Origin of the sequence: Kordiimonas laminariae (genome assembly GCF_023008165.1) — a bacterium.
In the GTDB taxonomy this organism is placed as follows: Bacteria; Pseudomonadota; Alphaproteobacteria; order Sphingomonadales; family Kordiimonadaceae; genus Kordiimonas; species Kordiimonas laminariae.
In genome coordinates, this window is sequence record NZ_JAKQZA010000001.1 from 115,739 (window position 1) to 139,619 (window position 23,881).

Here is a 23,881-nt window from a genome sequence, read left to right on the forward strand (position 1 = left end):
GGCCGGAGGATTTTCCATGCTGCTATTTGTCGGATTAGGCAACCCAGGCAGCAAGTATGAAAACAACCGGCACAATGTTGGATTTATGGCGGTGGACGAAATTGTCCGCCGCCATAATTTTTTGCCTGAAAAGAAACGCTGGCAGGCCCTCACCCATGAAGGCACAATCGCTGGCGAAAAAATCATCATCATCAAACCACAAACCTATATGAACGAAAGTGGCCGCAGCGTAGGCGAAGCTATGCGCTTCTATAAGCTGGTGCTGAAAGATGTAGTGGTATTTTATGATGAACTTGATCTGGCATTTGCGAAAACCAAAGTAAAAGTTGGCGGCGGCGCCGCTGGGCACAACGGTATTCGGTCTATCACTTCCCATATCGGGGCTGATTTCACCCGTATCCGCATTGGTATTGGCCATCCGGGCGACAAAGCCCGTGTACATGGCCATGTGCTTGGTGACTTCGCAAAGGCCGAGCAACCGACACTCGATAAGCTACTGGGCGCCATTGCATCTGAATGCGATCAGCTAGCCAAGGGTGATAACCCCAGGTTCATGAGCGAAGTAGCGCGCACAATGGCACCGCCTCGCCCTTCTACAGGTAATAAAAAGCCTGCTGAAAAACCAGCAGAAGAAACAACGAATAAAAAGCCAGTGGCCCGCACCATCAGCGCGCGCCCGGCACTTAAACAGAATTCAAGCGATGGGCCGATGGCAGACGCTTTACGCGCCCTCAAGAGCGGAGACAAATAATGGGTTTCAAGTGTGGTATTGTTGGCCTGCCAAACGTAGGTAAATCAACACTCTTTAACGCGCTTACAAACACTGCGAGCGCGGCAGCGGCAAACTATCCTTTCTGTACCATTGAACCCAATGTTGGACAGGTTCCTGTACCAGATACACGCTTGTTCGAACTTGCAAAACTTGCTGGTTCAAAAGAAATTATTCCAACACAGCTATCTTTTGTTGATATCGCGGGCCTTGTTCGCGGTGCCTCCAAAGGTGAAGGCCTTGGTAACCAGTTTCTGGCAAACATCCGTGAAACTGATGCTATCTGCCACGTACTTCGCTGTTTTGAAGATGATGACATCACCCACGTTGATGGCCGTGTTGATCCGGTATCAGATGCTGAGACCATCGAAATGGAGCTTATGCTGGCTGACCTTGAAAGCCTGGAAGGCCGTGTACACGGTCTTGGCCGCAAAGTACGTGGTGGTGATAAAGAAGCGATCGCCGTTATGGCGATGATTGATAAAATCATCCCACTTCTTAAAGAAGGTAAACCTGCTCGCACACTTGAACTTACTGACGAAGAAGATATCAAAACACTTGCAGGCATGCAGCTTCTTACATCGAAGCCGATCCTTTACATCTGTAACGTTGATGAAGATAGTGCGGCGACGGGTAACGAATTCTCCAAAGCGGTTGAAGAAATGGCTGCCAAGCAAGGTTCAGGCTGTGTTGTTATCTCAGCAGCAGTTGAGGCGGAAATTGCTCAGCTTGATGAAGAAGAAGAAAAAACAGAATTCCTTGAAACTCTGGGCCTTGGCCAAACTGGCCTGGCGCGCGTTATCCGCGCAGGATATGACCTTCTTGAACTTATCACTTACTTCACCGTGGGCCCGAAGGAAGCACGTGCCTGGACTATTACAACAGGTACCAAGGCACCGCAGGCGGCTGGTGTGATCCATACCGATTTCGAAACCGGCTTTATCCGCGCTGAAACAACAGCTTATGATGATTTCGTAGGTAACGGCGGCGAACAGGGCGCGAAAGATGCGGGCAAGATGCGCCTTGAAGGTAAGGAATATATTGTAGTGGACGGTGATGTGCTCCACTTCCGTTTCGCTAACTAAACAAGCGAACAATCAAGATCACAAAGAGCGGGGCAATTTGCCCCGTTTTTTTGTCTAAAATATAAAGAGAAAGTAGATAGCAACCGCCATCAAAATACCGCCCTTAACAAGAATAAAGGGCATAAGTGCCTGTATAAGCCCACGCTCTTGTTTCTTTGGGGCAGGCTTCGCTTCAGGAGCAGGCACCAGATCTTCCGGATCTATTTCAGGGTGCAAGAGCATCAGAGCTTGTTTTACATCCTCTTCAACCACCTGAAGGCGGTAGCCAGTGTCGTTCGTAACATGGGGAATAGCACCAGCGCTGTGGAAATCACTCATCAGCACATGCATGCCTGCAGCTTCAAGCACACTGCGCTTAACCATTACTTCCGCATAATCCGCTGATTCAAAAACCGTCTGCATACACTTACCCCTCTCGAGGCATAATCATACGATGGTTTATCTGCACAAGCCCAGAAAAAATTAACCATATAACCAATAACCATCTAAATATCTGATATAAAAAGATATTTACTACATAGGTAAAATTTGGTTAAAGTTTCTTAATCTTTGACATGCTACCATTCAGTAAATTCCGGGGGTTGGTGACAAATGGCAGCTGAGAGAAAAATTTCCTCCACCTCGCTACGTGAGGTTTTCGATGGATCTTTGGTGGGTATCACAGTCCACCGAGGCTTTGATATCCTATATGCAAACGACCGAATTGCCCACCTTCTCAAATATGATGATTGTGCCTCTTTTATTTCTGCGGGCGATCTTGGTACCCACATCCCTAAGCGCCGCCAAAGGCAGATTGCCGAACGCTGGCGTAAAATTCAAAACGGCGATGAACAGCCCGAACGCAACAGAGTAAGTAATTACACAACAGATGGTGATGAAATCTGGCTGGATGTTTCTGACGAGCGCATCATTTGGGAAGATGGTGAACCCGCGGTCCTTAGCACAATTTATGATGCCACACTTGCTGTAAGAGCAAACGAAAGCCTGCTTTCCTCCCTCAGGCATCTGGAAATATCACTGGATAGTATTCTTGAATTCATCCCTCTTGGTATCGCTATTTTCTCAGATGTTGGTGTTCCAAAAACAGTGAATAGCACAATGCGGCTTCTGTTTCAGGCCAGCCCGAGACAGAATGATTATGTGCCAAAAGTAATGCAGGAACTTGTTACCTCCATTGTGAATTCAGATGAACAAGAGCTCGCCGTTAAAGGGGTTAAAACACGTGTCGACAGGGTTGTAGACCTAATTGCCCGCCGTATGGCGGATGACGCCATCATGCTATGCGCTGCAGACGTAAGTGAATGGCAAGACACGCAAGACAAGCTTAAAACCCTTGCAGAGCGCGACGTGCTCACCCAGCTTCTCAACAGACGTGGTTTTTCGGATACCGTAAAGCCTGTCCTACGCCAATCTGTGGAAAAGGATGAAACCTTTGCTGTACTTGTGGCGGATATTGATTTCTTCAAGGATATTAATGACACATACGGCCACGCTACTGGGGATGAAACCCTGATAGCTTTCAGTAAGCGTATTTCATCCGCACTCAGATCTCAGGATATTGTGGGCCGTGTTGGCGGCGAAGAATTTGCTATTTTCCTTCCCAAAATCAGTGCGACCCGAGCAGAAGCAATAGCACAGCGTCTCCGCAAGAAAATAGAGAAAACGCCCATCAATGTATATGGAACCTCTATCAACCTTACCGCTTCATTCGGGTTAAAGATTTGGGAAGGCGGGACAGAACCGAGGCTGAGAGATTTACTTCAGGAAGCTGATACTGCGTTATACCGCGCGAAAGATACAGGTAGAAACCGGGTTTCTATTGCCTAAGCTTCTTTCTTTTTAACAATGGCGCGCCCAAGCCTTACATAAGCCACAGAAGCCTTCAGGTAAAACAGGAATGGCAATACCACATAATGCCAGTAACCATCCACATATACGCACCATACAAGGAACGCTGAACCACCAAGGTACAGCACATAATCAAAATAATTATCCTTGAACTCGACGGGTTTATCGGATGGCTCGTTCGCCTTTTCAGCCAACACATTATAGTAGCGGATCGCCAAGCCAAAACCCAGGCGAACAAAGATAACTACAACAATGAGTATATGAATTTCAGTTTGGGTTGCCCTAACCACAAACCAGTTATTTGCCACAGCGGTTAACACAATCCACAGGGGCATTAAAACCATTATGTACCCCAGATATATCCTGAGTTTCATGGCTTGCCGCCGGAACCCTTTGAAACCCTCAAGGTAGTCCACGAAAAAGAACCAGACACAGGCCAAACTTAGTATCTGTAAATTCAGAATAAGTTCCCACTGTAATCTGGAGCGCAGTGTGGTGGGCGCAGCTTCGCCATCAAAATCAAAATATTGAAATACCAGATAAGAAACAATCACCCCGGTGAGCAGCAAGCCGAAGGCACCCAGTAAACCACGATCAGAATGGCGTTTAATACCCATTGGTTGGTCCTTGGTGATTGAACCACACCAGTATAGAGCCTGTTGAACTTTTAGGGAACCAGAGAGTGAATATTAAAGGCCGTTATTTTTATTTTCTGTCGCTTCTATACCAATCCCGGCCTGAAAATATCCTATGGACGTGATAAAAAACAACAAAAACGGTGAAATCATATAAGCAATTTTCAAGCTAAAAAGCTGTAAAGCACCCACCAATACAACAATGATTACCGCTAAAAACCTCCAGAAAGTTCTCGTAGGTTTAATGAGTTTCCAGACACTAAAAGGTTCGGTTTTGTCCCCGGTCAGATACATAGCCCGAGGGATAAGAATGGACACAACCCATGAAACAATCACTAGAACAAAGATAGGATTGAGATCATGCATTTCAGGCCGCTCTACAAACCAATTACAGTAGGCTGCATAAAGCGTAACCCATGCAGGCGTGAGCGTAAGCAACAGTGCCGCCCACATGCGTACTTTCATAACAGGCCTTGGGTTACCATCAGCATCACGTAATCGGTCAACGTAGCAAAACCATACAAAAGCGCAGGACAATGCCTGCAGATTCATCATGATTTCCCACCACCAGCGAGCGCGAGCAAGACCAAAATCATCGTTGAAGTGAACAAAGAACATGGACGATAGAAGCGCACCCACAATGGACATTGCGGCCGCCCCCAACAAGGCCCGAGCATCTTTTAACACCAACTTATAAATCAAACTTCAGAACTCACGTTACATTAATATGAGGCTAGGTATAGCGAGAACTGCTTTACAAAAGGTAACTAAAACGCTCCAAATTTGGCGGGAGCCAACACATATTGGCTCCCTTTTAATATTTTGGATTGTTACCTTAAACTCATGAGTTTATTTGCGCGTACCGAGAAACTGAATAGCTTCTGTCAACACTTCATCAGTACCGTTACGGACACCTTCAACCGTGCGTTTCACTTCAATATCCGGCAAGACCCCAACGCCGATAAACTCTTTACCATCGCGGTAATAATCTCGTTTCGCCGATACGCGGGCCCGGCCACCGCCAGGCAGGTCCATCATCAATGGTTGCCCGGTTGAACCATATGTTGGTTCCCCCATCATGGTGATATGCTCGATATCATCCGCCATAATCAGTATATCTTCTGCGGCAGATGCAGTTGAGGGGCCGATAAGGAACACTGTTGGTACTTTGAGCTTATCCCCAGCCTCTGGTATGAAAGGCTCTGGTTCATGCACTTCCATAGGATGACCTTCATAATATTCACGGTACTTTTCCAGACTTTCGGCCATATCCGCATATTTACCCCATGCTTTATGAGCGCCCTTATGAATAGGTGTTTTCCATGCGGAAGAATAAAAAGGCTTATCTGTGAAGCTTTTCAATATCTCTGCGGCATAAGAACCACTACCGCCGCCATTTCTTCGCAAATCCACAACAATGCTATCCGCTTTATAAAGCTCTGGTAGGTTTTCTTTGAAACCCGTCACCACCTCTTCTCTGCTAAAGCTGTTCAGCGCGATATATGCCTTACCATCTTCAAGCCATTTAAATTCAACGGTTTCCGTCTTCTCGTTAGTGAAAGCCCAGTCAACATCACCATCATTGCGGTTACGCGGCAGTTCTATTGTCTTTTGTTCACCCGTGGGAGTTTCAATAAGCAATGTACCCACACTATCGTTTGGCCCCGTCAGAACACCTACCCCGAGCCTGTGATAGCTACCAATTGCAATGATCGGGTACATATGCGGTGCTGACGTGGAGATATAAGGATATATATCCTCTTCCATCATCTGCTTAACTGGTTTGCCATCAACTGCCAAAACTTCACTACCGCGCGGGATTTGTTCTGCATATTCACGAGCTACATTTTCAACGATTGCTCTACTGTTAATGGAACGAAGCTGTAGTGGGAAACGGTCCCGATTAGCATCAACCATACTATCTGGGAAATATATGTTCGTATGCCCATCTTTCAGTTGCGCACAGAGCTTTTTAAGCTCCATGAAATATTCAAAATCTGATTTCGCATTGATAATTCTGGGAAGCGCTTCCTGATATGCTTCATCCCAATCAAGGTCAGGCACAGCCTGCCAATGGGCGAAATTATAGGTTACTTCTTTCCAAAAGTTAGACGCGCCATAAATACGCTCCTCAACTGTTAGCGTTGCGCCAACATTTTCCTCTGCAAAAACTGGTTGAAATGCTGTCGCCGCCAAGATTGCTGCCGTACTAATTTGTTTTATCATTATAAGCCCCCGTTAGAGATGTTAAGCCAACATACCTAGTTTAATACATTGATCCTTATGGAGAATTTACAAGAGGACAAAAGAAAAAGCCTGCTAACTTTCGTCAGCAGGCCTTTATATTCAGCGCTAAAATGCGGTTTATTTATTTTTATAAACCTTGCCATCTTTCATCACGAAATCTACATCGAGCAACTCTTTAATATCCTTAAGCGGGCTGCCATCTGTCGCGATAATATCTGCATATTTTCCAGCCTCGAGTGTGCCTAAGCTATCAGACATATTCGCGAGATCCGCAGCGTTTACCGTAGCTGTCACCAATATATCCATCGGCTTCATACCAGCCTGGTGCATCAACACCGCTTCTTCTGCGTTTGTACCGTGGCGGGAAACACCGCTATCGGTACCATAGGCGATCTTCACGCCAGCTTTTGAAACCTTCGCAAAATTCTCAATAAGATCAGCACCAACACGAAGTGCTTTCGCGCGAATGTCTGGTGATTTAATTGCGCCAGACTTGGCCATACGAACCACAGTTTCACCTGCAAGAAGTGTTGGTACCATGTAAGCGCCGTTTTCCTTAAACAGGCGAATAGATTCGTCATCGGCGTAAGTACCGTGCTCAATACTATCCACACCAGCGCGTAGAGCCGCGTTAATACCGCCTGCGGCGTGCGCGTGCGCTGCTACCTTACGGCCAAGACCGTGAGCAGTATCCATAATAACCTTCATTTCATCGTCGGTCATTTGCTGGGCTGTACCAGTATTGGTATCAGACAACACACCACCTGTTGCAGTGATCTTGATAACATCCGCGCCATATTTTACGGCCTTACGCACCGCTTTCATACAGTCATCAGCACCATCACAAATAGTGTTGGATGTATATTTCTCAAGCAGATCATGACGCATGCCGTCGATATCGCCGTGGCCACCTGTTGCGGCAATCATACGGCCGCCAATAATACGCGGTCCGTGCACCCAGCCTTTCGCCGTCGCGTCACGTAGCGCATAGAGATGAGTGAACTCATTACCCAAATCACGCACTGATGTGAATCCAGCCATAAGCGTTTTACGGGCAAAACCCACACTCTGCATGCCTACATCAGCCTTTGAAAGGCGCAGCTTTTCACTGTCATTATTTGGGCCAAGTTCCATCTGAATATGCACATGCATATCCATAAGCCCCGGCATTACAAAGCTATCCTTCAGATCAACGACCTTCGTGCCTTCGCCAAAATCAGAAGCATTTGCGAAACCTGAACGCACTTCTTTAACGCGGCCACCTTCAACAACAACTGTTTGATTTTTCTTTGGCGCTTCACCCGGCTTTGCGAGTAATTCACCTGCATGAATGATAGTGATATCGGCTGCCAACGCGCCCACACTACCTGCCAGAATGGTGCTTGCAGCAAGCGCACCCTTTAGAAATTTTTTCATGAAACCTCCCCTACCTTTATGGTTTTCGGGAGTGTGGTGGCAACGCTATAAAATGTCAAACATCACAGGTTTCACATTCCTGTAAGCTAACCAAGAAACAGAGGTAGAAACAGGGCTGTAAGAAGGCCATTTATTGCCATGGCAAACGCAGCAGCAGCGCCCATCAGATCACTGTGCCTGATACTTTCTGCCATACCGAGCGCGTGCCCAGCTGTGCCCATAGCAATACCTTGTGCAACTTGGTGATCAACGCCAACTATCCTCAAAACACTTGGGCCGATAAGGGCGACAATCAATCCTGTAAGGATTACCACCACCGCACTAATGGCAGGAATACCGCCTAGGGGCTCAACCACCGCAACAGCCATAGGAGTTGTAATAGACTTTACGTAAAGACTTGTAACCACATCTGGCGATGTTTTCGCCCAGAGGGCAACTGCCACCGCGCTGCCGCTTCCTGCGACAGATCCACCAACAAGCGCAGACAGGATAGCAACAGGATTACGGCGAATAGCCGAAAAATTTCTGTAAAGCGGCACAGAAAGCGCCGCCATCGCAGCCATTAAAAGCACATCAAACACATAGGTAGCGCGCTCAAATACCGCATATTCAAGGCTGGTAAAATGCAGCGTAGATACCAGTACGAGTGTCGGGAGTATCACTGGGTGGAAAAAATGTTTTCGCCCTGATCGGCGGTATAACACATCTGCCATACCGTAAAGCCCGCACACACTTAAAAACCAAAAAAATTCAGTCATCTACTGTTCCTTTGGTTTTCGCAAAAATCAAATAAATGCGTCCTGCTACAACAAGCCCCAGAAGGCTGCTGAGTGTAACCGCGAAAAGTAACACCCAGATATTATCTGCTACCGTTTCAAGCAGAACCACCACCCCGACAAGTGCAGGGATAAACAACAGAGGAAACACCCTGAAAAGCTGCTCTGCTGATTTGGCAAGAAAGTCCGGCAACCCAAATGCCGTATAGAAGATAGCGAGCAAAGCCATAAGCACGATAGGCGCAGGAACAGGTGAACGGTATGCTTTAAACACACCGTCCAGCACATAGGCAAGCCCCGCAAAAACCAGTAACCCTATCCATGACTTAATCAATGCATTCTCCTTTACCCTTTTGTCCTAACGGCTCTCTGGAGTGCATGCAAGCTTGCTTGACTTTAAGCCCATACACTCCACCTTCATCAGGAACAGAGGGATATATTTATGTATAAAGTTTTCTTTGAAGATATTGCAGTTGGTGATGTTCAAAAATTTGGCTCGTATGAAGTAACCCGCGAAGAAATACTTGAGTTTGCTTCCAAGTACGACCCGCAACCTTTTCATCTGGATGATGAAGCCGCCAAACATTCCGTATTTGGTAAACTTTGCGCCAGCGGCTGGCATACAGGTGCCATGATGATGCGCATGCTCGTTGACCATGTAAAAGCCACAGGTGCCGCCAGCATGGGCTCTCCGGGCCTTGATGAAATTCGTTGGCTTGAACCTGTTTTCCCCGGTGAAACTCTTTCTGTTGAAACAGAGATTTTAGGTACCAGAGAAAGCAAATCCCGCCCCAATATCGGGCTTATTAAAGCGGCCTACAAAACATTTAATCAGGACGGCACCCTTAAAATGACCGCAATCTCTAACTATATGATCTTAAGGCGCCCTAAATAACTGCTACGTAAAATGATGGCAGACGGCGCATTTTACATATGTGACTTGCGAGGAGAAACCACATGAAACATGCACTATTCGGTGCTGCCGCTGCCCTTATGCTTGCCTTTTCAGGCCCTGCATCAGCTGGTGATAAAATCACACCAAAGGAAGCTGAAAAGAAAATCTATGAAGGCTGTGTAGAAGATAAAGACGCAACGGTAGAAGAATGCCAGTGCGTTGTGAAAAGCCTTAAATCAGAACTCCCCAAAAAAGAATATGACAAGCTGATCAACATCGTTGTGTTCGCCATGAACGGCGAGATCAGTGGTCTTTGGGATTTTGTTGTGAAAAACGGCCTGACACTTAGCGAGCTTAAGAAACTGGGTGAAGAGCTTGATGAAGCCAGCGACCGCATTGAGAAAATCTGCGGCGGCCGCCACATCAATCTTGAGCTTAATATCTAGTCAACTGATCCTACGAAGGAGAGGCAAGCCTCTCCTTTAGCTATTATTTCTTGGCCGGAAGATATAGTTCGATAGCAACACCGTAATGATCCGATATTGGAACTACGCCCTTACCTTCAATCTCTACAACGGGATCACTGAAAATCACTTCAGCTTTTCGCACTTCGCTGGCCTTAGTAAGGTTTGACGACAAGAAAATATGGTCAATTCGCTGAGTTAAAGAATCCGCGTGCGTACTACCAATATTTAACGGGTTATCCGGGTCCCATGTCATTGAAAGGCTGCAATTATGCTCACCGCAGTAACGGGCATACGCATCCACATATCCATATTGTTTCAAATACTCATAGTTAGCCGAGGCGATTTTCGGGCTCGTGTTATAATCCCCTAAAATCATGCTGTATTTTATATTATTTTGCACATCCAACTGGTGCGCCTGCTCTAGTTGAAGCCGGCGGTCCTCCATAATTGCAGCAGAATCTTGCACATCCAGCGTGCCACCGCTTGTCGGATGAATATTGATAAGGCTTAGTTCTCTTTCTTCATCCAGCTTCACGACCACAGACATAGCAGCCTTGCTGCCAAATACAGTTTCGTCGATTGGGCCCGCTTCTATGGGATAAAGCCCCGTTTTCCTTAGCGGAAATTTGGAAAGTAGTACTAGCCCGTTATTCAGGCGAAATACCGCAGATTCTTTATAAAAGGAGTATGGATATACATCCTGAACATCGGCCAGCAATTTGGTGATATGATCCGTTTCATAAACTTCCTGCAAAGCGACGATATCCGCATCAAGCGCTTTTAAGGCAGGCGCCAACTTCACAAATCTTTCTTCCACAAAATCTGCTGGTTTAAAGACAGTTACTCCAAAGTAACGCAGGTCAAGCAGCCCCACATTAAAGGTAACAATTTTGAATGTGTCCTGCGTTTCACTGAGCTTCGGCGTTTCAAGATTATCGGAAACGCTCTCTCTTGAAATAAAAAATTCAAAAGCTGCAATGAGCGCCAGAATAATCAAAAGAACGAAAATAAAACGTTTGGTAAATGTATAAACAATCGACATAACTACCCCTGCCTCCAAGCTTGCTTCTTCAATGTATAAGGCAGGGTTTCTATTTCTGAAAACTTATATTGCTTTTCTTCTGCGGAACACTTGTTGCACCGCCTTTATTCTAAGAACGAACAACAGGCCTAAAATACCGCCGTAAACAAGCGGCTCTATCTGAAAGCCTTTCCGCATCATCACAAAGTGAATGATTACCAACACACCTACAACATAAACCGCTTTGTGAAGCCGCTGCCAACTCTTCGCGCCCATACGCTTGATCCAGCCCTGCGTGCTGGTTACCGCAAGCGGAATAAGAAGCAGAAACGCCCCCAAGCCCACAGTAATGTATAGCCGCTTCAGCACATCCTGCCAAAGCTCAGCCCAATCAAAGAGCATATCAAGCCATACATAACTGATGATATGCAGGCATACATAAAAGAAGGCAAAAAGCCCTATCATACGCCGGAATAATACTGGCTTAGGGGATTTTATAAGCTTTGAAAGCGGTGTTAACGCCAGCGAGATCAACAGAATCCGCATGGCCCAATCACCCGTAAAACGGTTTGATGTTTCCTGCGGATTAAAACCCAGATCATTGGGCAGATACTGAAACGCCTGATACCAGTTCCATGAGAGCCATACAGCCGGGATAAGCATAAGGACAAACACAATTGGTTTGCCCACCATGCGCAGTTGTTTATTCGTGATCCTCATCAGCAGCCTAGTAGAATTTTCTCAAATCCATACCATCATACAGATGTGCAACCTGTTCGCCATAGCCATTAAACTTCAGTGTTTTCCGGCGACCAAATTCACCAATGCGGCGTTCCCGTGCCTGGCTCCAGCGTGGGTGGCTAACTTCAGGGTTCACATTGGAATAAAAACCATATTCCTGCGGCGCTGAAATATTCCAGCTGGTTGGAGGCTCTTTATCTGTAAGCGTGATGCGCACAATTGATTTAATGGATTTATAGCCATATTTCCATGGCACCACGAGGCGAAGCGGCGCACCATTCTGGTTCGGGATTTCTTTCCCGAACAGGCCAACTGCAATAAAGGCCAAATCATTCATCGCTTCATCAATGCGCAGACCTTCAACATAAGGCCAATCAAGCACGCGGCTTCTAAGGCCGGGCATTTGTTCCCTGTCTGCCAGTGTTTGGAACGCTACATACTTGGCACCGTTTTGAACACCAACCTTTTCAAGGATTTTTCTGAGCGGCACACCAATCCACGGAATAACCATGGACCATGCCTCAACACAGCGAAGGCGGTAAATCCGCTCTTCAAGCTGGTTCATGTCTACAAGGTCTTCAAACGCGTATGTAGCAGGCTTGTCTACAAGGCCGTTCACTTCCACGGACCATGGCTGTGGCTGCAGGCGCCAAGCATTCCGGGCAGGATCACCTTTACCGACACCAAATTCATAATAATTGTTATACTGTGTTACCGCTTGCTCTGGCGTGAGTGCATCACCCGCTGTGAAATCTGTCTGACGGTACTTCAGTTCTTTAAGAACGCGTTTTTCGTCTGCTGTGAACGCGCCAGCCCCTACAGAAGCCAGGCCCGCTATGCCCGCTGTAGCAGCCGCGCCAGTGATAAACTTCCGGCGGTTCAGGTAAAGACTTTCACTGGTTACGCTGTTTTCTTTCAGCATCCAGCTTTTTGATTTTTTAATAAACATGTGCACTCTCTCCTTATCTCATAAGATAAAGATCAGCGCTTTTCAGTCCAGTCACGTCTGCTTGGCATTTTCGTGATCATACACCTACCTGCAAGCCTCTGATATTACGCTGTAATGGCTGGATAATAAGGCGTTTTAGACAGATCGGTCTTATTAATTCACTTGATTAATCTTTGGTTTGGCTTATTGCATACGGGCGAACTTTCTGTGGGGGAAAGGAAATCGCCACCTAATAGTGCAGATAACAATTTACAGTCATTCATTTGGCAGGTTTTCGGCTGAAAATCTGAGAATCACGTGAATGAACATATGTTTTGAGCGTTTTGAGTGGGTATGAATAAAATATTATCCGGTTTTAGATCTTCAGCTGCCACTGAACGGCTGATAGACACGTGGTTATCATTGCCGCGGGAAGCTGGTGCACTATGCCCCAAAAAGTCGGTATTCTCTCCCACCTCACTTGGAAAACATCTTAATCAGGTAGTGTTATTCGAACATCTAGGCCCCAGAGAAATTATGATACGTGTTATCGGCACAGGTATTCAGGGCTACCTGCATGAAAAAATGACAGGCAAAAACCTTTTTGACCTGCTGCCACCCGAACATGTGATGGCTTATTCACATTATTATAAAAACCTTAGAGAGCTTCCTTGCGCGGGTTCCACGGAGCGTCCTTTACGGGGTAAAAACGGTACTGTGTTCCTAGCCTGTACAGTCCACCTGCCGCTAACAGATGAAGCAGGCAATGTGCGCTATTATCTTGGTATGACCCAAGCATCCCCTATCCCAAAGCACTTTACTGATTACCGAAGTGTAGGCATTACAGCAGCAAATAACTTAAGTATTTCTTATTCAGATATTGGCGCCGGCATTCCAGAAGAAGAAACATACTATATCACTCGCGCTGCCATTTAATTGTACAACTCTGTTTAGTAAATATTCACTTTTCGTCTTTAGATTTTAATTCACTATCTGTAAGATGTCTGTAGTGATTACTTATGAGTAAGTTGGGTGTTCAATATGGAGCAATTTTTCTTCTCTGAAACGACACGGTATATATTTGCCATGTGGAAGAACGCCGCTCTTCAGTCTCCCCATATCTGTCCTCACCGCAGCGACATCAATTTTGAAGCGCTTCCTTCTGAGCATGAAGCCAACACAGCCCTGCTCGCATACATTGATACTGATACCATTATTATCGCCCGGTGCGGTGCTAACATCACCAGAAACTTAAAGCAGGACATAAGCGGCCATAATATTCTGGCCTATCGAGATAAAGAAAAGCAGCTCTATGAAATCGATTACTATGAGCGCCTTGTGAAAACACCAGCAATAGGCTTCATTGAAAGGCAAATCAGCGATATCAACGGCAGGAAAGCCACGCTATCCAGCCTTCACCTACCGATGGCTGATTATAATGATGAAGTAACTTATCTGTTTTCCATTTGCTCCACACATATTGACGGAAAACCTATAGAGGACCCAGCACTTACCATTATCCCGCAATCTCGGGTCATTCGTTCAGATTATATGCCACTGGATCAAATTATCTGGCCGAGAACCTAACGCACCTCAATAAAAAAGGCCAACCCGCAGGCTGGCCTTTCCTTAAGTGTTGTTCTAGCGCTTAAGCACGCTGGAAATCATATACACTGCCAATTTTCAGAATTTGGGTAAGCTCATCAAGCGCTGTAAAGTTTTCTTCCATCAGGCTTACATCACCCAGATCTTCCGGCATCACACGGTCACGGTAATGCTTCTTCACCCATGTACGCAGGCTACCCAAGAGATCATCCGTAATAATGCTGTTTGAACCCATCGCTGCGATATCATCATCTGAAAGCGCTACACGAAGACGGAGACACGCTGGGCCACCACCATTACGCATGCTTTGGCGCACATCCATATAATCAGCATTGGAAATCGGTCCACCGCTTGCCACAAGTTCATCCACATAGGCCTTAGTAGACGCAGTTTCTTCCACCTCTGTTGGAAGGATAAGGGTCATACCGTCGCGGCCCGGCGTGCTAATGAGCTGGCTATTAAACAGATAGGATGAAACCGCATCTGCCATTGGAACCTTGGCAGCGGGCACTTTCACAAACTGCATTTCCACATCGCCCATGGCTTTCTGGATTTGCTCGCAAAGGAAGGCTGGATCTTCAAATGCTTCTTCATGATAGAAGAAAACATTCTTGTTACACACGGAAACCACATCGTTATGGAACGCACCAGCGTTAATCGCTGCCGGGTTCTGACGAACCAGCAGCATTTTATGTGGGTTCACACCGTGCTGCGCGAAAATAGAATGGCAACTTTCCAGTGTCTGGCGCCCTGGGTAGGTAAGATCATCCGCTTTTTCAAAAGCACCACGACCGTAAACAAACAGGGAAACACCAACTTCACCATAATCTGCGCAGAAACGGTTATGGTTCGCAGCGCCTTCATCGCCCATATGCACACCACCAGGGATTGGCGCATGGTGCGCAAAACGCCCCCCTTCAGGGAACATAGCCGCGAGGATACGGCCTGTTGTTGGCGCCTCAATTGAACGGTGATACATCGCGGCAAGGTTCGCTGGCGTGAAATGCGTTCTACCGTCCGCCGCATCAGGCGCTGGCGTTACTGTAGCCGCATTCGCTGTCCACATCGTGCTTGATGACGACAGATTCGCCACAAGCGCCGGATTGGCGCGGTAGGCATTCACCAGAATTTCAGCATCGGTTCCAGTAAAGCCCAAGTTACGAAGCGTTGAAATATGAGGGCGATCATGCGGAGGCAGGATACCCTGTGTCATACCCAAATCACGCAAGTGCTGCATTTTATCAAGGCCCTGAAGCGCACCCTCGCGTGGGTTGGCTACCATGCCCTTGTGCTTTGCAGATGCTACGTTACCGTAGGAAAGGCCCGCATAGTTGTGCGTAGCACCCACAAGGCCATCAAAGTTAACTTCTTGCCAGTTCGCCATTATGCATCTCCACCAAGTTTAAGGCCTTGCGGCATTGCAGCTACTTCAACCTTACCTTCAGCATTTTCCATGCTTGCTACTGCAAATGAACAGTAATCCGCCGCATAGTAAGCGCTTGGACGGTGATTGCCTGACCAGCCAATGCCGCCAAACGGTGCTGTAGAAGCAGCGCCTGTAAGTTGCTGGTTCCAGTTTACGATACCAGCACGAGCACGTGGGTAGAAGCTTTCATAAAGATCGCGGTTATCTGAAATCAGACCCGAAGCAAGACCATATTTGGTATTATTCGCTTCCTTCACCGCTGCTTCAAAATCCGCAACGCGTGTTAACTGAAGCATTGGACCAAATACTTCCTCGTCAGGCACATCCGAAGCGTTCGTTACATCGACAAGACCCGGTGTGAGATAAGCATCACCACGATCCATCCGCTTTACTTCGCGGATGGCTGTCGCCCCAGACGCAATCAAGCCTTCCTGTGCCTTAAGAACAAGATCAGCGGCGTGCGCAGAAACAACAGGCCCCATAAATGGCTGTTCGTCATCGCCCCAGGCGCCTACTTCAATTTTATCCATCGCAGAGGCAAGTGCGTCAACGAATGCATCACCTTCTGCGCCTACAGGCACGATAAGGCGGCGCGCGCATGTACAGCGCTGACCCGAGCTTACGAAGGCGGAAAGGATCGTCATAACCGCAGCGGCCTGTGTATCTGCCGCTTCATGTACGATCAGAGGGTTATTGCCACCAAGCTCAAGCGCCTGAATGATATGTGGGCGATCAAGAAGTGCGCGGGAGATTGCCTGCCCCGTTTTTGCACTACCTGTGAAGAGAAGACCATCAATACCCTCTGCTGATACAAGCGCTTCACCTGTCGCGCGGCCACCCTGTACAAGGTTCAGTACGCCTTTAGGTAGACCTGCCTCTTCCCATGTCTTCACCATAAGCTCAGCAACAGCTGGTGTTATCTCACTTGGCTTAAATACAATTGTATTGCCCGCGATTAGCGCTGGTACTATGTGACCATTCGGCAAATGGCCAGGGAAGTTATACGGACCAAACACCGCCATAACGCCGTGCGGACGGTGCGTCAGGCGCGAACGAATAGCACCGTTTACCGCTTCTCGTGTACCTGTGCGTTCTTCAAATGCCTTGAGCGAAATTTCAATTTTATTCGCCATTGCCGTTGCTTCGCCCGTTGCATCCCAAAGTACTTTACCAGCATCTTTTGCAACAAGTTCTGCCATCTCGGCTTTGCGCTCTTTCAGTAGTTCACCATATTTGCGGATGATCACTAAACGATCCTCAAGGGACGTAAGCGCCCAATCGTCAAACGCATCTTTAGCTGCATCCACAGCGGCTTGAACCTGATCAGATGTTGCTTCTTTACCGCTCCAGATCACTTCATTATTTGAAGGGTCAAACGAGCTGAATTCCTGGCCGTTTCCATCAAGCCAGTTACCACCAATAAATTGTGTCATGATTATTCTCCGGCTTTTGGTGTGATTGGGTCAACTGGGGCATACCGCATTGCATCCCCTTCTTTCAGTTCAAGTACTGAAGCTGCTTCAGATGGCAGCCACAGGCCGCTTGTACCTTCAACCACATTCGTCAATGTCACGCGGAAATTATCCAAAACAGGGTTGCAGGCAAGATGCATTGGATCATGACCTTCGCCGTCAACACAGCCGCCAAGGGCTCCCATCACGCTTTTGCGCGCGGTCCAGATAGCGTTTTTCTGAACAACCATCTCAGGGCCAGCATCAAAAATATCAACCGCACCTGAGAAGTGGAAACCTTCTTTTTCGAGAAGGCGCTTCGCCGGTGCTGCACCATCATGCGGGCGCCCAATCACATCACGTGCTTCTTTTGGCAGAAGTGCAGTATAAATCGGATGCTTTGGCATGAGGTCAGAGATGAACTGGCTGTTGCCACGACCATTGATTTCGTCAGCCACGGTGAAATCCATACCAAAGAAATGGCGGCCAATTGCTTCCCAAAATGGGCTTTCGCCATTTTCATCAACCCAACCACGGATTTCCGCGATAACCTGCTCACCAAACCGTTTCGGATGTGAAGCGATAAGCATATAACGTGCTTTTGCAAGCAATTTACCAAGCTTACCAACATGGTGATAATCAGGGTTAAGGAACAGGGTCGCCATCTCTGTAGCCCCTGTGAAATCATTCGACAGCTGCAAAAGCTGTGTGTCTACACGCATTTCCGGCTCTTTACTAAGCTGCGCCTGATGCAGAATGCGGTAGCTGTAGAAAGGTTTATCAAGGCCAACATTCACAATAAGTGCACTTGTGCCTGCGATTTTACCCTTTTCAGTATCTTCCAAAACCAGCAAATAGCCGTGTTTATCACTGCTCCCCTCGGGCAATGAAAACGCGGTAATTGAATCTTCTATTTTTTCCTGAAGTGCGGGACGGTGTGCTGGTAAAGTTGTTAAACCTGTCCCTGTTTTATGGGCGAGTTCCATCAGCCCATCGAGATCGTCTAAACGTACGGGTCGAACCACAAACATGTGATTTTTCCTTATGTTTTGTGGGCTTCTCTCGCGTCCTCACCTGTTTTGCGCAAGAAAATCCCTAGCGTCCGGGCAACTTGAAGGGCCCCGGTTGCCTACGGCCTGATTTTCTTAATCAGGCCTTAGCTTTCACAACATGATCAAGTTGACCACTGGCAAAAGCCATCAGAATAAGCGCTGAAAGTTTTGCGCGTTCTGAAAAACTGTCTGCAACAACAAACTCATCTGCTGAATGGATCATACCACCACGAACACCGAGCGTGTCTACATTTGGAAGGCCAGCCGCCGCGAGGTTATTTCCTTCGCAACAACCACCTGTAGGAACATAATTGATATCAATACCAAGTTCCAGCCCACAAGCCTTAATAGCGTCCATAAGTTTCAGGTTCGCGTCAGATAAAGCTTTCGGAGGCCTGTTGATACCACCATGGAGTATAACTTCAAACCCATCTTTAGTATTACCACGTTCGACAATGGCTTTTACTTGCTCTTCAAACCAAACTGCATCCTCAGGCTCTTTAAGGCGGACATTGAATTTGCACCAGGCTTTATCAGGCACCACATTTGGCGCTACGCCGCCACTGATCACAGCGGGGTTTACCGTAAGTTCCGGCCTGCCGCCTGTAAGTGCAGCCAATTCACCAATCATCTCGGAAAGCAGCACGACTGCATTACGGCCGTTATGGAACTCGCGCCCCGCATGTGCCGCCTTACCATTCACGATAAGAGAATAGTTACCACTGCCCTTACGCGCACCAGCAAGCGTACCGTCCGCAAGTGCGGGTTCATACGTCATACCAATATCAGCAGTTTTAGCGCGTTCAGCCAATACCTTTGCAGAGGCAAGAGAGCCTGTTTCTTCATCTGGCGATAACAGGATTTCCCACCCTACGGACTGTGCGAGTGGTGTTTCTTCAAATGCCATCAGGGCATTCAACATCACGAGAATGCCACCCTTCATATCTGCCACACCTGGGCCGTTCAGGGTGTTATCATCGAGCCATGTTGTGGTTTGAAACGGATGATCAACCGCAAACACCGTATCTGTATGCCCCGTCATCAACACCTTTCGGTTCGCCTCTGGGCGTTTAAAAATACGAATTGTCCGGCCATTTTTAACCGTTACAATTTCCCCTGCCGCATTTACCAGTTCACCATCATCAAGCTGAATCAGCTCAATTTCAGCGCCGAGCGGTTCAAATGCTTTAATGATAATTTCTTCCATTTTGGCAAGGCCATCAAGATTCCGGCTACCGCTGTTGATGTGCGACCACTTGATAACGGTATCAACCATCTCTTGTTGTCTGGAATTGATATGCTGAAGAGCCGCTTCACAAGCTTGCCAATTCGGCATGGACGTTGGGGTAATTGTCATTCTGTCCCTATAATCTTTGGGTGATTATTTAAAAAGTTTGTAACGTCTTTAATAAGCCAAACGCAACACTTAAGGCACAATACCGATAAACTAGTTTCATAAACCCTCCTTTCACCGCACCGAAAACTCATTTCACCGCATACCTCCCAGTTCAACTTTCAGTTAGGCTATGGTGAAACTATGGAAGTTTGGGTAATAAACACCACATATAATAACACTTCCACACAGTGGGTTTCGGTTCATAACAACACGACAAACCGATTTAGTATAAGCGAGGATAAAAATGAAAGCACTAATCGTCGACAGCGAAGAAATCTTCAGACTCTCTCTCAGGGAGGTGGTCGCAGTTTCAGCATCATTCACAGATATTATAGAGGCAGGTTCAGAACATGAGTTTTTGGCAAAAACAGCTGCTCATACCGATCTGTCATTGATCATTCTGCACCCAGACAGCCTTTCCAAGCAGGGAGAAGACTGGGTTAAACTTATTCGCCGCCTGTATCCAGGAATTGCAATTGTAACAGTTGCCAATGATACACATGTTCCTGAAAGCCGCTGGATGGGCACACTAACTGTGCCGCGTACAGCATCTGTAAATACTATGATCACAACAGTTCGCCGCGCTATGCGCCTGCCAACTGACAGTACTGCTGGCCATTACGGCAAGGTAAAAGCGCCGAATCTACACGCAACATCATCGAACGATTTCAGCCGTTTCCAAGAAAACATCCCAGCGACAACGGCCAATGAAGGCGTAGACCTGAACCGCCTATCCTACCGCCAAAAACAAATTTTAGCGATGGCAGCTGATGGTCTTCCAAACAAAGAAATCGCAGCACGCCTTAATATCGCAGAAGGTACAGTGAAAGCACATATGCATTCTATCTTTAAAGTGCTTGGTGTTTCCAACCGTACTCAAGCAGTTATCCGCTACGGTGCTTCAGGCAAGCCAATGGGCCCAAACGGTACACCTAGCCCGGAATACCGAGCCTCTGCCATATAAAAAGGGGCCCGAAAGCCCCTCTTCATTTTATTCTCGCTTATTGAGGCGATCTGTTTACAGGTCGCCCGATAGGTGTTTGATAACGCCTGAGAAATCCACGCCACCGTTACCAGCATCATTCATAGCTGTGTAAATCTCTTCACTTAACTTACCAAGCGGTGTATTGGCACCAGTGCTACCCGCGGCCTCCATTGCAAGACGCAAGTCTTTCAGCATCAGTGCAGTTGCAAAGCCTGGATTATAATCCTTATTCGCTGGTGATGTTTCAACTGGGCCAGGTACTGGGCAATAGCTCGTTAAAGACCAACACTGACCAGATGCGTTTGATGCCACATCGAAGAAGGTTTGATCATCAAGGCCAAGCGAACGGCCAAGATTAAAAGCTTCAGACACACCAATCATAGAAATCGCCAGCAACATGTTATTACAGGCCTTCGCCGCTTGCCCATTACCGGACTGGCCGCAATGCACAATCTTTGCTCCCATTGGATCAAGGATTGGCTCAGCAGATTTGAAAGCTTCCTCAGTACCGCCCACCATAAAAGCAAGCGTGCCAGCAGCCGCGCCGCCAACACCACCAGAAACCGGCGCATCAACCATTGTAAAGCCTTTATCAGCAGCCTCACTTGCAACTTCACGCGCTGTTGCCACATCAATTGTTGAGCTATCAATGAAAAGCGCGCCAGCCTTTGCTGCCGTAAACACTTCACCGTAAACAGATTTAACAATCGCACCTGACGGCAACATAGTGATAACCACATCCGCACCTTCAACTGCTTCAGTAACGGCCGCGCAAGCAATACCACCTGCTTCAGTGCATGCAGCACGTACTTCTTCAGACAGATCAAACCCGCGTACAGTGTGCCCAGCACCCAACAGGTTTTTCGCCATCGGCAGGCCCATATTTCCAAGGCCAATAAACGCAACGATACTCATAATCCCAAATCCCTTTTATAGTTCTATTTCTTTGTCGCCGAGGCTTTCAAAATGTGCTTCCACGGCCGCTTCGCTTACATCAGCGAGGTTCGCAGGTTGCCACACTGGCGCGTTATCTTTATCAAGCAAGATCGCACGAACACCTTCGAAGAAATCATTCCCCTTCATCGTGTTACACACAATCCGGTATTCCATTTTCATGTTCTCGCGGAAAGTTTCCATACCCTGCCCGCGTTTAAGCTGCTCGTATGTTACCTTCATGCTGGTTGGTGATTTACCGGACAGGATTTTAAACTGCTTCTGTGCCCATTCACCTTCATCCGCTTTGAGGCTTTCCATGATGGCTTCAACGGATGTACCATCGAAGTGATCATCAATATCATCAAAGTGTGGTGAAAGCGGTGCAGGCTCCGGGTCAGCATGGAACTTCGCAAGCACTTCCGCCGCATCATCATTATCTTTAATCTCAGCCGCAGCGAGTGCATCAATTACCCCATCAACCTTATCGCTTGCCACCACATGGCTTGCGATACCAAGCGCATATAGATCAGCCGCCTTAAGACGCGCGCCCGTAAGCGCAAGGAACATACCCGTTTCACCCGGAAGGCGCGGCAGGAACCAGCCACCACCAACATCAGGGAACAAACCAAGGCCTGTTTCAGGCATTGCGAAAAGCGTTTTCTCAGACGCCACCCAGAAATCCCCGGGGATAGAAACGCCAACGCCGCCGCCCATCGTAATCCCATCAACAAAGCTGATGTATGGTTTCGGGAATTCATCAATGGCTACATTCATCAGATATTCTTCATGGAAGAATTCACGCCACTCTTCTGTGCCAGCTTGATAAGATTTGCAAACCTTCACAACATCGCCGCCAGCACAGAATGCTTTCTCGCCAGCACCCACAACCACAACCGCATGAACAGAGGGCTTGGTTGCCCAATCAGCAAGCTGTGCTTTGATAAGCGTTGCCATGCCGCCAGTTAAGCTATTCAGCGCTTTCGGGCGGTTAAGCGTTATCAGGCCGATATTGCCGCGGGTTTCAAATAATACTTCTGCGTCACTCATACTCTTAATCCTTCAATAGTGCCCGGCTGATAACAACGCGCATAATCTCGTTTGTACCTTCAAGGATTTGGTGCACACGAAGATCGCGCAGAATGCGTTCGATCGGGTAATCCTGCAGGTAGCCGTAACCACCATGAAGCTGCAGTGCGTTATTCACCACATCAAAGCCTGTGTCAGTGGCAAAACGTTTTGCCATCGCAGCAGCTGATGCAGCATCTGGCGCTTTGTTTGAAACCTTCTGCGCAGCTGCATAAAGAAGTAAGCGAGCTGCCTCAAGCTCTGTTGCCATATCAGCGAGTTTGAACTGGGTTGCCTGAAAATCAGCGATTGAACGGCCAAACTGCTTGCGGTCTTTTGTGTAAGCTACAGCTTCATCCAGTGCACGCTGGGCACCGCCGATAGAACAAGCACCGATATTAAGACGGCCACCATCAAGGCCCATCATCGCAATTTTGAAACCCTGCCCTTCAGCACCCACAAGATTGCTTGCTGGAATGCGGCAATCATCAAACATAACAGCAGCGGTTGGCTGGCTGTGCCATCCCAGCTTCTTTTCCTGCGCACCAAAGGATAGACCCGGTGTGTCTTTTTCAACAACAAAGCAGCTGATGCCTTTTGCGCCATCGTCAGAAGTGCGGGCCATCACTACATAAACATCACTTTCACCGCCGCCTGAGATAAAGGCTTTGGCGCCATTCAGCACATATTCGTCACCGTCTTTAACAGCCTTGGTTTTAAGGGCTGCAGCATCAGAACCAGCACCCGGCTCTGTAAGGCAATAACTTGCAAGCTTGTTAAGGGTAGTCAGGTCACCAAGGAAACGGTCGCGTTGGCCTTCTGTACCAAACTCATCAATCATCCATGTAGCCATATTATGGATAGAAATCATCGCGGCAGTTGAGGGACACCCTTGTGAAAGCTGTTCAAAAATCAGCACAGATTCAACGCGGCTTAGCGCGCAGCCACCTGCTTCTTCACTAATATAAATGCTGCCAAAACCCAGCTCGCCCGCTGCTTTCGCCACATCACGTGGCCAAACCTTTTCTTCATCCCAAATATGCGCGTTTGGGGTGATCATATCAGCGGTGAAGCTGCGCGCCATTTCCTGGATAGCACGCTGATCTTCGTTAAGTGAAAAATCCACTCTAGTGTCCC

Annotated in this window: 25 protein-coding genes; 8 read left to right on the forward strand and 17 right to left on the reverse strand. The window is 47.5% G+C overall.

Annotated elements, in window-relative coordinates; translation table 11 throughout:
• Positions 1-16: 16 nt before the first annotated feature.
• Positions 17-751: an aminoacyl-tRNA hydrolase gene (gene pth, locus MF542_RS00535; RefSeq protein WP_247014832.1), complete on the forward strand. Its 735-nt coding sequence runs from the start codon at positions 17-19 to the stop codon at positions 749-751.
• Positions 751-1,854, forward strand: coding sequence for a redox-regulated ATPase YchF (ychF, locus tag MF542_RS00540; RefSeq protein ID WP_247014834.1), 1,104 nt, complete (start codon positions 751-753; stop codon positions 1,852-1,854). Before pth ends, ychF begins: the two co-directional genes overlap by 1 nt.
• Before the next feature lie 54 nt (positions 1,855-1,908).
• On the opposite strand, the gene MF542_RS00545 is transcribed toward ychF, so the two are convergent.
• Positions 1,909-2,256, reverse strand: coding sequence for a putative signal transducing protein (locus MF542_RS00545; protein ID WP_247014836.1), 348 nt, complete (start codon positions 2,254-2,256; stop codon positions 1,909-1,911).
• A gap of 189 nt (positions 2,257-2,445) precedes the next feature.
• Between MF542_RS00545 and MF542_RS00550 the strand changes: the two genes are divergently transcribed.
• Positions 2,446-3,681, forward strand: a complete 1,236-nt coding sequence (locus MF542_RS00550; protein ID WP_247014838.1) for a sensor domain-containing diguanylate cyclase — start codon at positions 2,446-2,448, stop codon at positions 3,679-3,681.
• Here MF542_RS00550 and MF542_RS00555 read toward each other — a convergent pair.
• The 6 genes from MF542_RS00555 to MF542_RS00580 form a co-directional block, all read right to left on the reverse strand.
• Positions 3,678-4,319: a hypothetical protein gene (locus MF542_RS00555; protein WP_247014839.1), complete on the reverse strand. Its 642-nt coding sequence runs from the start codon at positions 4,317-4,319 to the stop codon at positions 3,678-3,680. The genes MF542_RS00550 and MF542_RS00555 overlap by 4 nt on opposite strands.
• Positions 4,320-4,391: 72 nt before the next feature.
• Entirely contained in the window at positions 4,392-4,985 is a 594-nt protein-coding gene (locus MF542_RS00560; RefSeq protein WP_247014841.1) for a hypothetical protein, read from the reverse strand.
• Between the two features lie 201 nt (positions 4,986-5,186).
• Positions 5,187-6,563: a S41 family peptidase gene (locus tag MF542_RS00565; protein ID WP_247014843.1), complete on the reverse strand. Its 1,377-nt coding sequence runs from the start codon at positions 6,561-6,563 to the stop codon at positions 5,187-5,189.
• Between the two features lie 138 nt (positions 6,564-6,701).
• Complete coding sequence (locus MF542_RS00570) at positions 6,702-8,000, reverse strand: metal-dependent hydrolase family protein (RefSeq protein ID WP_247014845.1); 1,299 nt, start codon at positions 7,998-8,000, stop codon at positions 6,702-6,704.
• A gap of 86 nt (positions 8,001-8,086) precedes the next feature.
• Positions 8,087-8,758, reverse strand: coding sequence for an LrgB family protein (locus tag MF542_RS00575; protein ID WP_247014847.1), 672 nt, complete (start codon positions 8,756-8,758; stop codon positions 8,087-8,089).
• The gene (locus MF542_RS00580; RefSeq protein ID WP_247014849.1) at positions 8,751-9,110 is read right to left on the reverse strand and encodes a CidA/LrgA family protein; all 360 of its coding nucleotides are present in this window, start codon (positions 9,108-9,110) and stop codon (positions 8,751-8,753) included. The genes MF542_RS00575 and MF542_RS00580 overlap by 8 nt, the downstream gene beginning before the upstream one ends.
• Before the next feature lie 108 nt (positions 9,111-9,218).
• Here MF542_RS00580 and MF542_RS00585 point away from each other — a divergent pair, with 108 nt between their 5' ends.
• Both MF542_RS00585 and MF542_RS00590 read left to right on the forward strand, forming a co-directional pair.
• A complete protein-coding gene (locus MF542_RS00585; RefSeq protein WP_247014851.1) occupies positions 9,219-9,671 on the forward strand; it encodes a MaoC family dehydratase in 453 nt (150 codons plus the stop codon).
• 62 nt (positions 9,672-9,733) lie between these two features.
• Complete coding sequence (locus MF542_RS00590) at positions 9,734-10,117, forward strand: hypothetical protein (protein ID WP_247014853.1); 384 nt, start codon at positions 9,734-9,736, stop codon at positions 10,115-10,117.
• Positions 10,118-10,160: 43 nt separating this feature from the next.
• Here MF542_RS00590 and MF542_RS00595 read toward each other — a convergent pair whose 3' ends face one another.
• The 3 genes from MF542_RS00595 to msrP all read right to left on the reverse strand — a co-directional run bounded on the left by MF542_RS00595 (position 10,161) and on the right by msrP (position 12,849).
• Complete coding sequence (locus MF542_RS00595) at positions 10,161-11,180, reverse strand: endonuclease/exonuclease/phosphatase family protein (protein ID WP_247014855.1); 1,020 nt, start codon at positions 11,178-11,180, stop codon at positions 10,161-10,163.
• Between the two features lie 63 nt (positions 11,181-11,243).
• Complete coding sequence (locus MF542_RS00600; RefSeq protein ID WP_247014857.1) at positions 11,244-11,879, reverse strand: protein-methionine-sulfoxide reductase heme-binding subunit MsrQ; 636 nt, start codon at positions 11,877-11,879, stop codon at positions 11,244-11,246.
• 7 nt (positions 11,880-11,886) lie between these two features.
• Entirely contained in the window at positions 11,887-12,849 is a 963-nt protein-coding gene (gene msrP, locus MF542_RS00605; RefSeq protein ID WP_247014859.1) for a protein-methionine-sulfoxide reductase catalytic subunit MsrP, read from the reverse strand.
• Positions 12,850-13,182: 333 nt separating this feature from the next.
• Between msrP and MF542_RS00610 the strand changes: the two genes are divergently transcribed.
• Both MF542_RS00610 and MF542_RS00615 read left to right on the forward strand, forming a co-directional pair.
• Positions 13,183-13,764, forward strand: a complete 582-nt coding sequence (locus MF542_RS00610) for a PAS domain-containing protein (RefSeq protein ID WP_247014861.1) — start codon at positions 13,183-13,185, stop codon at positions 13,762-13,764.
• A gap of 105 nt (positions 13,765-13,869) precedes the next feature.
• On the forward strand, positions 13,870-14,415 hold the full coding sequence (locus MF542_RS00615) for a hypothetical protein (protein ID WP_247014863.1): 546 nt from the start codon (positions 13,870-13,872) through the stop codon (positions 14,413-14,415).
• 61 nt (positions 14,416-14,476) lie between these two features.
• On the opposite strand, the gene astB is transcribed toward MF542_RS00615, so the two are convergent.
• From astB to MF542_RS00635, 4 genes are all read right to left on the reverse strand, one after another.
• Entirely contained in the window at positions 14,477-15,817 is a 1,341-nt protein-coding gene (astB, locus tag MF542_RS00620) for an N-succinylarginine dihydrolase (protein ID WP_247014865.1), read from the reverse strand.
• On the reverse strand, positions 15,817-17,292 hold the full coding sequence (gene astD, locus MF542_RS00625; protein ID WP_247014868.1) for a succinylglutamate-semialdehyde dehydrogenase: 1,476 nt from the start codon (positions 17,290-17,292) through the stop codon (positions 15,817-15,819). Before astD ends, astB begins: the two co-directional genes overlap by 1 nt.
• A 2-nt stretch (positions 17,293-17,294) precedes the next feature.
• The gene (locus MF542_RS00630) at positions 17,295-18,341 is read right to left on the reverse strand and encodes an arginine N-succinyltransferase (RefSeq protein WP_247014870.1); all 1,047 of its coding nucleotides are present in this window, start codon (positions 18,339-18,341) and stop codon (positions 17,295-17,297) included.
• A gap of 118 nt (positions 18,342-18,459) precedes the next feature.
• A complete protein-coding gene (locus MF542_RS00635) occupies positions 18,460-19,719 on the reverse strand; it encodes a hydrolase (protein ID WP_247014872.1) in 1,260 nt (419 codons plus the stop codon).
• Between the two features lie 283 nt (positions 19,720-20,002).
• Between MF542_RS00635 and MF542_RS00640 the strand changes: the two genes are divergently transcribed.
• Positions 20,003-20,722 carry a response regulator transcription factor gene (locus tag MF542_RS00640; RefSeq protein WP_247014874.1) on the forward strand — a complete coding sequence of 240 codons (720 nt, stop codon included), beginning with the start codon at positions 20,003-20,005 and terminating at the stop codon, positions 20,720-20,722.
• Between the two features lie 54 nt (positions 20,723-20,776).
• On the opposite strand, the gene mmsB is transcribed toward MF542_RS00640, so the two are convergent.
• From mmsB to MF542_RS17740, 3 genes are read right to left on the reverse strand one after another with little or no spacing between them, the layout of a single operon-like run.
• Complete coding sequence (gene mmsB / locus MF542_RS00645) at positions 20,777-21,658, reverse strand: 3-hydroxyisobutyrate dehydrogenase (RefSeq protein WP_247014876.1); 882 nt, start codon at positions 21,656-21,658, stop codon at positions 20,777-20,779.
• Between the two features lie 15 nt (positions 21,659-21,673).
• On the reverse strand, positions 21,674-22,726 hold the full coding sequence (locus MF542_RS00650) for an enoyl-CoA hydratase/isomerase family protein (RefSeq protein WP_247014878.1): 1,053 nt from the start codon (positions 22,724-22,726) through the stop codon (positions 21,674-21,676).
• A gap of 4 nt (positions 22,727-22,730) precedes the next feature.
• Positions 22,731-23,870 carry an acyl-CoA dehydrogenase family protein gene (locus MF542_RS17740; RefSeq protein ID WP_247014880.1) on the reverse strand — a complete coding sequence of 380 codons (1,140 nt, stop codon included), beginning with the start codon at positions 23,868-23,870 and terminating at the stop codon, positions 22,731-22,733.
• Positions 23,871-23,881: the final 11 nt, after the last annotated feature.